The sequence below is a fragment of the Pantoea sp. ARC270 genome, assembly GCF_003236725.1.
GTDB classification, from domain to species: Bacteria; Pseudomonadota; Gammaproteobacteria; order Enterobacterales; family Enterobacteriaceae; genus Pantoea; species Pantoea anthophila.
The window spans coordinates 96669-110074 of record NZ_PUGA01000028.1 but is presented as its reverse complement, the minus strand read 5'-3'; the positions used below and the strand labels follow the sequence as shown (position 1 = coordinate 110074).

The window sequence follows — 13406 nt, the reverse complement described above, 5'->3', positions numbered from 1 at the left end:
TGCGGCTAAGCAGATACGTTTGAGCTGAGAATAATTTATCAGGGAAGAAGTTTTATATTTTTGATTTATCCCAAAGGTATTCCGGGTTGTGTTATCAGAAGAGAATTGTGGTTGCAATAAGGTTATGGAGTTGGGTAAGTCAGTGGCTTTTTTATGAGTGCGGGCTTGTGTGATTTTTTAATGAAATGAAAGGGTGAGTGATATTATTCACTGACGGTTCAGAGCAGGGCGGTAATAAGTGGCTTTATAAAAGCCACTTATTAAATTAGTTAAATGCGTAACTCACCGTGAATCCAGCGCTGTAATTACGACCGGGCGCAGACTCGAAATAACGGCCATTACTCTCGTTCACAATCACCGACCCCACGTAATGCCGGTCAAACAGGTTATCGACCCGCCCAAACAGATCCAGCGTCCACGCGTCCAGTTTCCATTTATAGCCACTGTTCAGTGCGGCCACCGTGTAAGAGGGGGTGTTAACGCTGTTCTGATCTTCAGCGGCAATCTGGCTCAGGTAGCGCACTTCACTTCCCGCATAGAAACCCTCTTCCGGCAGGTAGCCCAGGCCTGCGTAGGCCATGTTGCGGGCAATGCCCGGAATACGGTTGCCGTCACAGCTGTCACTGCCGCAGGCATTGCTGCGATAGCGCGCATCCAGCAGGGTGTAAGCCATCTTCAGCCGCCAGTCCCAGGCAAACTGCTGGTCCAGGCCCAGCTCAAGACCGCGACGGCGTGTCTGACCGGCGTTTTTATAGGTGGTACGACCGCCGCTGCTGGCATCTGCCACAATCTCATCGCGGGTGTCAGTCTGGAACAGCGCAGCGCTCAGCAGGCCATTGCCGATGCGTTTTTTGGCGCCTGCCTCCAGCGTGTCGCTGGTGGCGGGTTTCAGTCCCAGGTTCAGGCCGGTCGCATTATCCGAACGATAGGAAAGCTCATTGATGGTCGGGGTTTCAAAGCCGCGCCCGGCAGAGATCCACACGTTCCAGCCGGGATCAACGGCATACTTCAGCGCCGCCGCGGGCAGCCACTTGTGATAGCGCGCATTCCCGCTGTCGTCGCCGTTGCCGGGACGAATGTAGAAGTCATTCGAGTCAAAGTTGACGGTGCTGAAGCGCACGCCCGCATCGAGCGAGAGCTTATCTGTCAGTTGCCAGGCGGTCTGCAGGTAGGGATCGAGCGTCCACATCAGGTTGCGCTCGTTGCGTCGCAGATTGCCCTGTTCGCCCAGCTGCGTAACGCCGTCACTGACGATGAAGTTCTCGTAGCCCTTACGGCGCTCGCTCATGGTTTCATAGTCGAGGCCACCGGTCAGCGCTACCGGAATGGAGAGCAGGGTATCGCGATGAGTCCAGCGGGTGTCTGCACCCTGATAATGGCGGGTCAGGGCGATCACGCCACCGGGATGGGAAGGTTTAAGCTGCACCGTGGCGGGAATCGACTGGAACTGGGTCGTTTCGCGCATGCCCGCATAGAGCATGACGCTGAGGTCGTCATTTTCACTCATCTGGCGCTGATAGCGCAGACCGCCCTGGGTCTGATCGACCGTTTTGCGGGTGTTATAGAGCGAGACATTGTTCACCACCTGACGCGGATTGTCGCGCCACTGTGCCGGGGTCAGGCCGCCCGGATCCTGTGCGTCGATGTGAACGCTGTTAAACAGCAGCGTCAGGGTACTGACATCATCAATGCGCACGCCGAGTCTGGCGTTTCCGAGGTTTTTCTGGGCGGAGCTGTGGTCGCGATAGCCGTGGGTGGTAAAGCGGGAGGCAGAAACGGTGTAGTTCACATCGCCGGCATGCGTGCCGTCACCGGTCGCGCCGCTGGCTTTGACACTGTTGCGCCAGCTGCCGTAACTGCCGTACCAGCTGCCGGCTTCCAGCGTCGCCGGCTGCTGCCCCTGCTGTGTCGTGACGTTGATGACCCCGCCTGACGCATTGCCATAGAGTGCTGAGAAGGGGCCGCGCAGCACTTCAACATGGTCAACCGAGCCGATATCGATATTTGAGGTCTGTGACTGCCCATCCGGCATGGTCGCCGGAATGCCATCCACATAGATGCGCAGGCCGCGCACGCCATAGGTGGAGCGGGAGCCAAAGCCGCGCATCGAAATCTGCAGGTCCTGGGCGTAATTTTGTCGGTTCTGAAGCTGCAGACCGGGCACGCTGCTGAGGTTTTCCGACAGGTTTACGCGCGGGGCGGCCTGGCGCATATCGTCGCCGCTGACCACGCTCAGGGCCGCGGGGGTATCGAGTTCGTTGAGCCCCTGTTCTGACGGTGCGGCGGTGACGACCAGGGTCACGTCGTTATCCGCCGCCAGCAGCGGCAGCGGCAGCGGCAGCGGCAGCATGGCGGGCAACATGACCAGCGTCATCTTACGCAGAGAAATTATTTTCATTATAAGTCGCCTGGAAAAGAGAAGAGGTATTGAACCAGATGGAACAATTGTCGCGTATGGTAAGGGTTTGCCCGATTGGGGTACACCGTTTCGGGCTGGATTTTTTCTCTGTTTACCGCCAGGCTGAAACGCAACTTTACTGGTCACGGGCATCCACCGTTGTGGGATGCCGTCAGATAACTCAAGGGAGTCAGCATGAAACAACCTGAAGTAGCGGTTCTGGGATTAGGCGCAATGGGGCACGCATTTGCCGCTAATCTGCTGAAGAAAGGCTTTACCGTGCACGGCTGGAATCGCACCCGCGCACGCGGCGAAGATTTGCTGGACGCGGGGTTGCAGCTGGCTGACTCGCCGGACGAGGCGGTGCGCCAGGCGGATGTCGTGATCGCCATGCTGGCGGACGGTGATACCACTGAGCAGGTGCTGCATCAGGTTAAGGAAGCCCTTAAACAGGGTGCAACGCTGTGTCAGATGGGCACCATCGGGGTGGAAAAAACGGATGCGCTGATCGCCTTTTTTGCAGAGGTCCGTCCCGATCTGCTGTTTATTGATGCGCCGGTTTCCGGCACTAAGGCACCGGCCGAAAACGCACAGATTCTGGTGCTCGCCAGTGGCGATCAGAGCCGGGCGCAGGCGGCAGAAGCGGTGTTTGCCGCCATCGGTAAAGGTACGCAATGGCTGGGCGAAGCGGGTAAAAGCAGCCGTATGAAGCTGGTGATCAACAGCTGGCTGATTGGCATGATGCAGAGCCTGGCAGAGAGTACCCAGCTGGCAGCGCAGTTCGGCTTCTCCACCGACGATCTCTGGCAGGTGCTGGAGGGCGGTCCGCTCGCAGCACCTTATGCAAAAATGAAGCTGGAGATGATGGCCCGCGATGACTACACCCCGCAGATGCATCTGGTCTGGGCGCTGAAGGATGCCCGACTGGCGCTGGATGCCGCAGAAACGCCGCTGCCAGCGCTGGAGAATATTTCCCGGCTCTGGCAGCAGGCGGTTGATGAAGGACACGGTGAAGAGGATCTGGCGGTGATCTACCGCTATCTGAAGGCGCAATGAGCCAGCAGCCGGTTGACTTCAGCCATCGTCCGCTGGTGCCGCTGGCGCACGACTACCTGCACGGTGCCAGTGAGCCCTGGCACCACCATACCTGCGCACAGCTGATCCTCACGCTGAGCGGCGTGGTGCGGGTGGAAACGGAGTATGGCAGCTGGATCGTGCCACCGAGCCGCGGCGTCTGGCTGCCCGCATTTACCCGTCATGCGTTGCAGATTACCGGCAGCGTCGCGGCGCGCACGCTGTTTATCGATCCGCTGGCACGCGCCGATCTGCCCGCCAGCTGTCAGGTGGTGCAGATTTCGCCGTTGCTGCGTGAGCTGATTGTTACCGCACTCGCGCTGCCGGTGCATTACGAGGCAGGCAGCCGGGCTGAGCGGATAATGGAGTTGATTCTGGATGAAATTCGCGGCATGGATGTGCTGCCGTTTGCGCTGTCGACGCCACACAGCGCCCGGCTTCAGGCGCTGTGTGAGCGGATCCAGCAGACCCCCGGCGAAAACTGGACGCTACTGCACGCCAGTACCCACCTGAACGTCTCGGGCCGGACGCTGGCCCGCCATTTTATGCGCGAAACCGGATTGCAGTTCAGCGACTGGGTGCGACGCGCCCGGCTGGCGATCGCCCTGACGCGACTGGCGCAGGGCGATGCGGTGCTGCGGGTGGCGCTGGAGCTGGGCTATGAAAGCCCCAGCGCCTTCAGTGCGATGTTTCGTCGTCTGCTGGGCGTGTCGCCGACGGACTACTTTCCGCCGCCAGAAAGCAGCCCGCCGCGCTGAGCAGTGTCTGCAGGGCCGCACGGGTTGTGTCGTTGTCGATGCTCACACCCCAGGCCCGCACCCCACGCGCATCCACACAGCTGATATAGGCAACGGAACGGCTGTCACTGCGCCGCCCCAGCGTGTGTTCATGATAATCCTCAATGGTCAGATGAAGATCGAACGCACCCGCGAGGGCATTGACCGCCGCCGACAGCCAGCCATTGCCCCGGCCGGTGAGCGTCACAGGACGCTCCTGACAGCGGACGCTGGCGCGCATCTGCGTCTGTCCGGCGCTGTCGCTCTGGCTGTCAGCCTGCTCCAGGGTGATTGCCGGCTGCGTCACACCGTAGCGGCGGCAAAAGAGCTGCCACAGCGCGTAGTGCGTCATCTCGCCACCGTGCCGGTCTGTCTCCTGCTGCACACAGCGGCTGAAATCCTGCTGCAGGGCACGCGGCAGCTGTAAACCGTGATTCTGTTCCAGCAGCCAGGCGGCTCCGCTTTTGCCTGACTGGCTGTTGACACGGATCACCGCCTCATAGCTGCAGCCGATGTCGGCCGGGTCAAGGGGCAGGTAGGGCATCTGCCACAGCGTCTCCTGCTGTTCGGCGCGAATGGCGAACCCTTTTTTGATCGCGTCCTGATGCGAACCGGAGAAGGCGGTGAAGACCAGCTCCCCCGCGTAGGGATGGCGGGGATGCACCGGCAACTGGTTGCAGCGGGTCACCACCTCAATCACCTCCTGCATTTTGCTGAAGTCGAGCTGCGGCGAAACGCCCTGCGTGTAGAGATTCAGCGCCAGCGTCACCAGATCGACATTGCCGGTGCGCTCGCCGTTGCCAAACAGGCAGCCTTCAACCCGGTCAGCGCCTGCCAGCAGAGCCAGCTCCGCGCAGGCGACGCCGGTGCCGCGATCGTTATGCGGATGGACGCTGATACAGACCGCGTCACGGCGGCTGAAGTGGCGGCAGAAATACTCGATCTGATCGGCATAGACATTCGGCGTATTCACCTCCACCGTGGCGGGCAGGTTGATGATCATCGGCCGCGCGGCATCGGGCTGCCAGACATCCGCCACCGCCTCGCAAATCTCCAGAACGAACGCCGGTTCGGTGAAACAGAACGTCTCGGGTGAATATTGAAAGGTCCAGTGGGTTGCCGGTTGCGCCTCGCATCCGGCGCGGATCTGCCGCGCGCCTGCGGTGGCGAGGGCGATAATCTCCGCTTTGCTCTGTTTAAAAACCCGCTCGCGAAACAGCGGCGCAGTGGCGTTATAGAGATGCACAATGGCGCGCGGCACCCCCTGCAGCGATTCGAAGGTGCGGGCGATCAGATCGGCACGCGCCTGTGTCAGCACCTGCAGCGTCACATCCTGCGGAATGCGCTGCTGTTCAATCAGATCGCGAACGAAATCAAAATCTGTCTGCGATGCTGAGGGAAAGGCGACCTCGATCTCCCGGAAACCGCAGCGCAGCAGCAGATCCCAGAAGGCCATTTTGCGCTCGCGATCCATCGGCTCCGACAGCGCCTGATTGCCATCGCGCAGATCGGTAGAGAGCCAGCGCGGTGCCTGAGTGAGCTGGCGTGAAGGCCACTGACGATCGGGCAGCGACATCAGCGGGGCGGGACGGTATTTATCAGCGGGTTGCGTCAGCATAGGGTTCTCCTTGTTTTTTTATCAGTCTGCCGCCAGCGCCTCTCCGCCGCGCGCGCGATGCTGACAACCTGATGCGCAAAAGTGACAACACCCTGCGTGCGCTCCGGTTTGATGAATCTGCCAGGCGGGGGTAGCATGATCGCCTGTTTCTCCGGGTGAACACTTATGCTGATTTTTGACGGTCACAACGACCTGCTGCTTAACCTCTGGCTGCACCATCGCGATGCGCCTGTACAGGCGTTTTATCAGGGTATTGAACTGGGCCACCTCGATTTCCCGCGCATTCAGCAGGGCGGCTTAGGCGGCGGGCTGTTTGCGATTTTTGTGCCGCCGCAGGAGTACATTGCCCGCACCGTGCCAGCCCGTGCCGGTGAACCCTGGCAACCGCTTGAGATCATGTGGCAGCAGTTGCAGATCCTGCAGCAACTGGCCGATGAATCAGGGGGTCGGGCGCGTCTCTGCCGCAGCGTGGAGGAGATTGCGGAGTGCCGGGCGGCGGGTGTGCTGGCGATGATGGCGCATATCGAAGGGGCCGATGCGCTGGATGAAGAGGGCGAACAGCTGCACGCCTTCTGGCAGGCGGGGGTGCGCAGCATCGGGCCGTTCTGGAATCTGCCTAACCGCTTTGGTCAGGGCGTCAGCGGCAGCTTCCCCGGCTCGCCCGATACCGGGCCGGGGCTGACCCCGGCCGGTGAACGGCTGATCCAGCAGGCCAGCGCACTCAATATGATGATCGACGTCTCTCACATGAATGAAAAGGCCTTCCAGGACACTGCCCGGATCGCCGCTGCGCCGCTGGTCGCCAGCCACTCTAACGCGCACGCCCTCTGCCCGCAGCCGCGCAATCTCACGGATGCGCAGCTGATGGCGATCCGCGACAGCGGGGGGCTGGTCGGCATCAACTTCGGCAACGCGTTTCTGCGGGCCGACGGTAAACGCGACGCCGACACGCCATTAACAGAAATTGTTAAGCATTGTGATCATCTGTTAAGGATAATGGGCAGCGACCATGTGGCCTTTGGCTCCGATTTCGACGGCATCACCCCTCCGGATGCGCTGGGGGATGTCAGCGGGATGCCGCGTCTGCTCGCGGCTTTCCGGGAAGCGGGCTATGATCAGACACTGACAGAGAAGCTGGCATGGGGAAACTGGCAGCGGGTTTTACGTCTGACCGGGCTGTGATAACAATTTCCTTACGTCCGGACTTGATCCCGACGCGCCATTGGCGCACCATCTGCCTGGAAATTGTGACAGTGCTCTCATTTAATCGCTGTCACGCTGATTCCAGGCAGCTAAATTACTGTTAATAAAGAGGATATAAATTATGTGGAAAAAACCAACCTTCGTTGATCTGCGTCTCGGTCTGGAAGTGACTCTCTACATCTCCAACCGTTAATCGTTATGCCCGCCTTCTGAGCGGGCATTTTTTCAACTTCTGGTTTTCCTCTATGTTTATCAAAATCCTCGGTTCGGCCGCGGGTGGCGGGTTTCCGCAGTGGAACTGCAACTGCGCCAACTGCCACGGCGTGCGAAACGGCACGATTCAGGCCAGCATGCGTACACAGTCGTCGATTATCCTCAGCGATAACGGCGAGGACTGGGTGCTGTGCAATGCCTCTCCCGATATCAGTCAACAGATCCTGCATACGCCCGAGCTGACCCGCAAAGGGGTACTGCGCGGCACCGCGATAGGTGCCATTATCCTGACCGACAGTCAGATCGATCACACCACCGGGCTGCTCAGCCTGCGTGAAGGCTGTCCGCATCAGGTATGGTGCACCCCTGAGGTGCATGCCGACCTCAGCACCGGCTTCCCCATCTTTCCGATGCTCAGCCACTGGAACGGCGGCTTACAGCACCGGCCCATTGCGCCACTGACGCCGTTCAGCGTTGATGTCTGTCGCGATCTGGTGTTTACCGCGATTCCGATCATCAGTAACGCGCCGCCATACTCGCCCTATCGCGATCGGCCGCTGCCGGGTCACAACGTGGCGCTGTTTATCGAAAACCGCGCCAGCGGCCAGACGCTGCTCTATGCACCCGGTCTGGGAGAGCCTGATGACGTCATCCTGCCGTGGCTGCACAAGGCAGACTGCCTGCTGATTGACGGCACCGTCTGGCAGGATGATGAGCTGCTCGCCACCGGCGTAGGCCACAACACCGGCAAGGCGATGGGCCATCTGGCACTGGCAGAAGAGCAGGGGCTGATGGCGCTGCTGGCGTCGCTGCCGGCAAAACGCAAAATTCTGATCCACATTAACAACACCAATCCGATCCTTAACGAGCAGTCATCCCAGCGTCAGTTTCTGACAGAGCAGGGCATCGAGGTGAGCTGGGACGGAATGGCGATCCACCTTCAGGGCTAAATCATGCAGATCACCGAAACGCTGTCGCCACAGGCTTTTGAACAGGCTCTGCGCGACAAGGGTGCGTACTACCACATTTATCACCCCTATCACATTGCGATGCACAACGGTCAGGCGACCCGCGAGCAGATTCAGGGCTGGGTGGCCAACCGCTTCTATTACCAGACCACCATTCCGCTGAAAGATGCGGCGATCATGGCGAACTGTCCCGATCCGGCTACCCGGCGCAAATGGGTGCAGCGCATCCTTGACCATGACGGCAGTAATGGCGAAGAGGGCGGCATCGAAGCCTGGCTGCGGCTGGGCGAGGCCGTCGGTCTGACGCGTGAGGAACTGCTGTCGGAGCAACACGTGCTGCCCGGCGTGCGTTTTGCGGTGGATGCCTATATCAACTTTGCCCGCCGCGCTAACTGGCAGGAGGCCGCGTGCAGTTCACTGACCGAGCTGTTCGCGCCGCAGATCCATCAGTCGCGGCTCGACAGCTGGCCGCAGCACTATCCATGGATCAAAGAAGAGGGATACTTCTACTTCCGCAGCCGCCTGGGTCAGGCGAACCGCGATGTGGAACATGGCCTGGCGCTGGCGCTGGACTTTTTCACCACCGCAGAGAGCCAGAACCGCATGCTGGAAATTTTGCAGTTTAAGCTCGATATTTTATGGAGCATGCTGGATGCGATGACCATGGCTTACGAGCTGAAACGTCCGCCTTATCACACCGTCACTGACAAGGCGGCGTGGCACACCACCCGACTGGTATAACCGATGAATGAGAACTCAATTGCCGTGTTTCGTCGCGGCTACCGCATGCAGTGGGAAGCCGCCCAGGAGAGCCACGTCGTGCTCTATCCGGAAGGGATGGCGAAACTGAATGAAACCGCCGCCGCCATTCTTGAGCTGGTGGATGGCAAACAGGATATCGCCGCGATTATCGCGACGCTCGACAGCCGTTTCCCGGAAGCGGGCGGCGTGGGTGCAGACGTTTTAGAGTTCCTGCAGTCAGCCTATGAACAGAAGTGGATACAGTTCCGTGACCCCGCATAAACCTGGCGTAAATCCGCCGCTCTGGCTGCTGGCCGAGCTGACCTATCGCTGCCCACTGCAGTGTCCCTACTGCTCGAATCCGCTCGACTTTGCGCAGCAGGAGAAGGAGCTGACGACGGCGCAGTGGATTGAGGTGTTTCGCCAGGCGCGCGCCATGGGCAGCGTGCAGCTCGGTTTTTCCGGCGGCGAGCCGCTGACCCGCAAAGATCTGCCGGAGCTGATTAAGGCCGCGCGCGATCTCGGCTTCTATACCAACCTCATTACTTCCGGCATCGGCCTGACAGAGAAAAAGCTGGATGCCTTCAGCGAGGCGGGTCTGGACCATATCCAGATCAGCTTCCAGGCGAGTGATGAAACCCTGAATGCCGCGCTGGCAGGCTCGAAAAAGGCGTTTCAGCAGAAGCTGGAGATGGCGAAGGCGGTGAAGGCCCACGGCTATCCGATGGTGCTTAACTTCGTGCTGCATCGCCACAACATCGATCAGATCGATAAAATTATCGACCTCTGCATCGAGCTGGAAGCGGATGACGTCGAGCTGGCGACCTGTCAGTTCTACGGCTGGGCGCAGCTGAACCGCGAGGGCCTGCTGCCTACCCGTGAGCAGATCGCGCAGGCGGAAGCGGTGGTAAACCGTTACCGTGAGCGCATGAGCGACAGCGGCAGCCTGACCAATCTGCTGTTTGTGACCCCGGACTATTACGAAGAGCGGCCCAAGCCCTGCATGGGCGGCTGGGGTGCCATCTTCCTCAGCGTCACGCCGGAAGGCACCGCGCTGCCGTGTCACAGTGCGCGCCAGCTGCCGGTGGAGTTTCCGTCGGTGCTGACGCAGAGTCTGGACGATATCTGGTACAACTCGTTCGGTTTTAACCGCTATCGCGGTTTCGACTGGATGCCAGAGCCGTGCCGCTCCTGTGACGAGAAAGAGAAAGACTTCGGCGGCTGTCGCTGCCAGGCGTATATGCTGACCGGCAACGCCGACAACACCGACCCGGTCTGCAGCAAATCACCGCATCATGGCAAAATCCTTGAGGCCCGCCGCGAGGCGGATTGCAGCGACATCAGAATTGGTCAGCTGCAGTTCCGCAACCGCAGCAACTCACAGCTGATCTATAAAACCCGGAACCTCTGATGATAACGCGCGGCCTGACGATCAATGGCCTGACGATTGAGCTGGTGCATCACGCCGACGCCAGCCAGGCCGCGGCGCTGATTCAGGTGGCGGGAGGCAGCCACGACGAGCCTGACCGCTGGCCGGGCCTGGCGCATCTGCTTGAGCATCTGCTTTTCACCGGCAGCACCGGCTGGCCTGATGAGGGGCGGCTGATGAGCTGGATCCAGGCGCAGGGTGGCAGAGTTAACGCCACCACGCAGGCCCGCCGCAGCGCCTTCTTCTTTGAGGTTACGCCGTCGCTGCTGGCTGACGGGCTGCTGCGATTGCAGGATATGATTGCCCATCCGCTGCTCGACAATCAGGCGATCGGGCAGGAAGTGGCAGTGATCGACGCAGAGTATCAGCTGTTACAGCGCCATCAGCCGACACGCACGGAGGCGGCACTGCTGCACGCCGCCATATCACCCCCCGCATTCCGCCGCTTTCAGGCAGGGAGTCGCGCCACCTTTGGCGATGATCTTCCCGCTCTGCAGCGGGCGCTGCGCCATTTCCACCAGCGCTATTACGTTTCCGGCACTATGCGGCTCTGGCTGCAGGGACCGCAGACGCTGGATGAGCTGGAGCAGCTGGCGCGGGATTTTGCCGCCGGGCTGCCGTCCGGTCACGCGCAGCAGGATCTGTCGCCGCCCGGACTGACAGGTGAGGCTGTCTGGCAGCTGGCGGAGGGCGCACCCGCGGCGCTGTGGCGCAGCTGGCTGCTAGATAGTAGTGACGGTGTCACGTTATGGCGTGAGTTTCTGCTCGATGAAGCGCCCGGTTCACTGCTGGCGACGCTGCGCGAGCGGAAGCTGGCGGAGGCGCTGGATCTGCAATGGATCTATCAGGCCGATGACGCGCACTGGCTGGCCCTGAAGGTGGAGACCGATCAGCCTGAGCTGACAGACAGCATGATCGATGACTATCTGGCCGCGCTGCGCCAGACCACTGAACCGCAGCATCAGCACTATCAGCGGCTGGCACAGCAGCGTTTTGACGCGCTCGCGCCGCTGGATCAGTTACGCCAGCGCGCCTTCGGCTTTGCGCCGGATCAGGCAGAGTCTGCGTTGCCGCGGCTGCTGGCGTCGCTCTGCCGCGCGCCGCAAAGCTGGCTGATCTGCTCGCCGCAACCGGCGGCGGAGAATCTGGTCACGCAGGGATTCAGCCTGCCGCTCTCCCCACGGAATGCGTTTCCCCGCACGAAGCCATTCCCGGCCTCATTCACCTTTTATCCGCTCAGCAGCGCCGTCACCGCTGAACCGCTGCCTGCCACAGCGGTAGACTTACCCCATCATCAGCCTGACGACGGGGACGCTACGCTGATCCTGCGCCCGGAATTCTGGACAACTTTTACGCCGGAGAGGGGCCTGGCGCTGGAAAAACGGCTGCGTCCGCTGTTTGCCGCGCTGCGCCATCAGGGCGGTCATGGGCGCTGGCAGGAAGTGGAGGGGGTGTGGCAACTGACGCTGCAGCTGCCGCCGGATGCGGCGGTGGCCGACAGGGCGCTCAGCCTGATTGTGCCTGCTCTCACGCCGCCTGCCGAATCCGGGCCGACTCCGCCTGTGGAGAGCATCGCCATTCGTGCGCTGCTGCAGCAGTTACCCTATGAGCTGGCGGTAAACGTTGCGCCCGGCAGCTGGCGGGCGGCACTGAAAGGGGGCAACGCGGCGCTGCACGCCCTGATTGCCCGGCGGCTGAGTGCGCTGTCGCTGCCGGTCAACCCGGCCGCGCCGCCGACGCGCATGACGCCCCGGACCGGTCTGACGCGTCTGCCCCATGCCAGCACCGATAATGCGCTGCTGCTCTTTATCCCGCTGCAGCAGAGTGAACAGCTGGCTGCGCTGCGGGCGCTGGCCCTGATCTACGAGCCGCGCTTTTTCCAGCGCTATCGGGTCGAACAGCCGGTGGGCTACGTGGTCAGCAGCCGCTATCTGCGCTGCGCCGACGAAGACGGAGTACTGTTTGCGCTGCAGTCACCCGACTACAGCGCGCTCTCCCTGCTGCGCTACTGCCGCAACTTCCTGCGCTCGCTGACGCCGACGCTGGGCGAGTGCGATCTGGTGGCACTGAAAACCCGCCTGCTCAGCAGAGAAAGCGATCAGCCGCTGGCACGGCTGCGTCAGGAGAATGGCCTGGCCGAACCCGATGCGGCGCAGATCCAGGCGCTGGATCTCAGGGATCTGCAGCAGCTGCATCGCACGCTGATGCAGGATCGCCGCCGCTGGCGGGTGCTGTTCACAGACGGAGAACGGACACAGGCCTGGCAGAGAGTTGCTGAATTTATTTGAAAATTACCGACAAATCTCTTCACTGTCTAAAACGGGAAATTTGCACCACACTTAGTGCACTTTTGTCCGCATAAGGAATTGACCGTGAAGAACTTCAAACGTATTGCACTGCCCCTGTTAGCCGCTGCGACCCTGTATGCTCCCCTGTCCCAGGCTGAGGCGATGCACTACCAGCTGAACCCTGAGCATACGTCCGTTATCGTTGCCTGGAACCACTTCGGCTTCTCCAACCCGACCGCGGATATCCCGGATGCCACCGGTACGCTGGTGTTTGACAAAGATCATCCGGAAGCTTCACGCGTTGACGTGACCCTGCCGGTCAGCAAAATCGACAGCCACGTTGCAGCACTGACGAAAGAATTCAAAGGCGCGGACTATTTCGATACCGCGAAATACCCGACGGCCACCTTCCACAGCACTAAAGTGGTCGCGAAAGGCGACAACAAATTTGATGTTGAAGGTAACCTGACCCTGAAAGGGATCACCAAACCGGTTACGCTGCACGCTACGCTGAACAAGCAGGGCGAGCATCCGATGGTGAAGAAGCAGGCGATTGGTTTTGATGCCACCGGCACCATCAAACGTTCTGACTTCAAACTGGATAAATATGTGCCAGCGGTCAGCGACGAGGTCACCCTGACTCTGTCTACCGAAGCCTACGCGAAATAACAGGCTGGCGGCGCAGCCCGTGCGGCTGC

The 13406-nt window shown here is 60.6% G+C and carries 12 protein-coding genes; 10 read left to right on the top strand and 2 right to left on the bottom strand.

What is annotated here, in order from left to right; all coding sequences use genetic code 11:
- Positions 1-265: 265 nt before the first annotated feature.
- A complete protein-coding gene (gene pqqU, locus CKF42_RS13935) occupies positions 266-2398 on the bottom strand; it encodes a TonB-dependent receptor PqqU (protein WP_199559880.1) in 2133 nt (710 codons plus the stop codon).
- A gap of 195 nt (positions 2399-2593) precedes the next feature.
- On the opposite strand from pqqU, the gene CKF42_RS13930 reads away from it, so the two are divergent.
- A complete protein-coding gene (locus tag CKF42_RS13930) occupies positions 2594-3454 on the top strand; it encodes an NAD(P)-dependent oxidoreductase (RefSeq protein WP_111208449.1) in 861 nt (286 codons plus the stop codon).
- Entirely contained in the window at positions 3451-4230 is a 780-nt protein-coding gene (locus CKF42_RS13925; RefSeq protein ID WP_111208448.1) for a helix-turn-helix domain-containing protein, read from the top strand. The genes CKF42_RS13930 and CKF42_RS13925 overlap by 4 nt, the downstream gene beginning before the upstream one ends.
- Here the strand turns inward: CKF42_RS13925 and leuA are convergent.
- Entirely contained in the window at positions 4151-5866 is a 1716-nt protein-coding gene (gene leuA / locus CKF42_RS13920; RefSeq protein ID WP_111208447.1) for a 2-isopropylmalate synthase, read from the bottom strand. The genes CKF42_RS13925 and leuA overlap by 80 nt on opposite strands.
- A gap of 165 nt (positions 5867-6031) precedes the next feature.
- Here leuA and CKF42_RS13915 point away from each other — a divergent pair, with 165 nt between their 5' ends.
- From CKF42_RS13915 to CKF42_RS13880, 8 genes are all read left to right on the top strand, one after another.
- Entirely contained in the window at positions 6032-7048 is a 1017-nt protein-coding gene (locus CKF42_RS13915; RefSeq protein WP_111208446.1) for a dipeptidase, read from the top strand.
- A 142-nt stretch (positions 7049-7190) separates the two neighbouring features.
- Complete coding sequence (gene pqqA / locus CKF42_RS13910) at positions 7191-7262, top strand: pyrroloquinoline quinone precursor peptide PqqA (RefSeq protein ID WP_009090272.1); 72 nt, start codon at positions 7191-7193, stop codon at positions 7260-7262.
- Between the two features lie 52 nt (positions 7263-7314).
- On the top strand, positions 7315-8232 hold the full coding sequence (gene pqqB, locus CKF42_RS13905) for a pyrroloquinoline quinone biosynthesis protein PqqB (RefSeq protein ID WP_111208445.1): 918 nt from the start codon (positions 7315-7317) through the stop codon (positions 8230-8232).
- A 3-nt stretch (positions 8233-8235) separates the two neighbouring features.
- On the top strand, positions 8236-8991 hold the full coding sequence (gene pqqC / locus CKF42_RS13900) for a pyrroloquinoline-quinone synthase PqqC (RefSeq protein WP_009090267.1): 756 nt from the start codon (positions 8236-8238) through the stop codon (positions 8989-8991).
- Between the two features lie 3 nt (positions 8992-8994).
- Positions 8995-9273 (top strand): pyrroloquinoline quinone biosynthesis peptide chaperone PqqD, encoded by a 279-nt coding sequence (gene pqqD / locus CKF42_RS13895; RefSeq protein ID WP_111208444.1) that lies wholly within the window; start codon positions 8995-8997, stop codon positions 9271-9273.
- Positions 9236-10402 (top strand): pyrroloquinoline quinone biosynthesis protein PqqE, encoded by a 1167-nt coding sequence (pqqE, locus tag CKF42_RS13890; RefSeq protein ID WP_167428221.1) that lies wholly within the window; start codon positions 9236-9238, stop codon positions 10400-10402. Before pqqD ends, pqqE begins: the two co-directional genes overlap by 38 nt.
- Positions 10402-12708 carry a pyrroloquinoline quinone biosynthesis protein PqqF gene (pqqF, locus tag CKF42_RS13885; protein WP_111208442.1) on the top strand — a complete coding sequence of 769 codons (2307 nt, stop codon included), beginning with the start codon at positions 10402-10404 and terminating at the stop codon, positions 12706-12708. Before pqqE ends, pqqF begins: the two co-directional genes overlap by 1 nt.
- 84 nt (positions 12709-12792) lie before the next feature.
- A complete protein-coding gene (locus tag CKF42_RS13880; protein WP_046101799.1) occupies positions 12793-13377 on the top strand; it encodes a YceI family protein in 585 nt (194 codons plus the stop codon).
- Positions 13378-13406: the final 29 nt, after the last annotated feature.

Excerpts from the sequence above, each read along its gene's own strand:
- CKF42_RS13925 (WP_111208448.1), top strand. The coding sequence starts at position 3,451 with ATGAGCCAGCAGCCGGTTGACTTCAGCCATCGTCCGCTGGTGCCGCTG.
- pqqB (WP_111208445.1), top strand. The coding sequence starts at position 7,315 with ATGTTTATCAAAATCCTCGGTTCGGCCGCGGGTGGCGGGTTTCCGCAG.
- CKF42_RS13930 (WP_111208449.1), top strand. The coding sequence starts at position 2,594 with ATGAAACAACCTGAAGTAGCGGTTCTGGGATTAGGCGCAATGGGGCAC.
- pqqC (WP_009090267.1), top strand. The coding sequence starts at position 8,236 with ATGCAGATCACCGAAACGCTGTCGCCACAGGCTTTTGAACAGGCTCTG.
- pqqD (WP_111208444.1), top strand. The coding sequence starts at position 8,995 with ATGAATGAGAACTCAATTGCCGTGTTTCGTCGCGGCTACCGCATGCAG.
- leuA (WP_111208447.1), bottom strand. The coding sequence starts at position 5,866 with ATGCTGACGCAACCCGCTGATAAATACCGTCCCGCCCCGCTGATGTCG.
- CKF42_RS13915 (WP_111208446.1), top strand. The coding sequence starts at position 6,032 with ATGCTGATTTTTGACGGTCACAACGACCTGCTGCTTAACCTCTGGCTG.
- pqqF (WP_111208442.1), top strand. The coding sequence starts at position 10,402 with ATGATAACGCGCGGCCTGACGATCAATGGCCTGACGATTGAGCTGGTG.
- pqqE (WP_167428221.1), top strand. The coding sequence starts at position 9,236 with ATGAACAGAAGTGGATACAGTTCCGTGACCCCGCATAAACCTGGCGTA.
- pqqU (WP_199559880.1), bottom strand. The coding sequence starts at position 2,398 with ATGAAAATAATTTCTCTGCGTAAGATGACGCTGGTCATGTTGCCCGCC.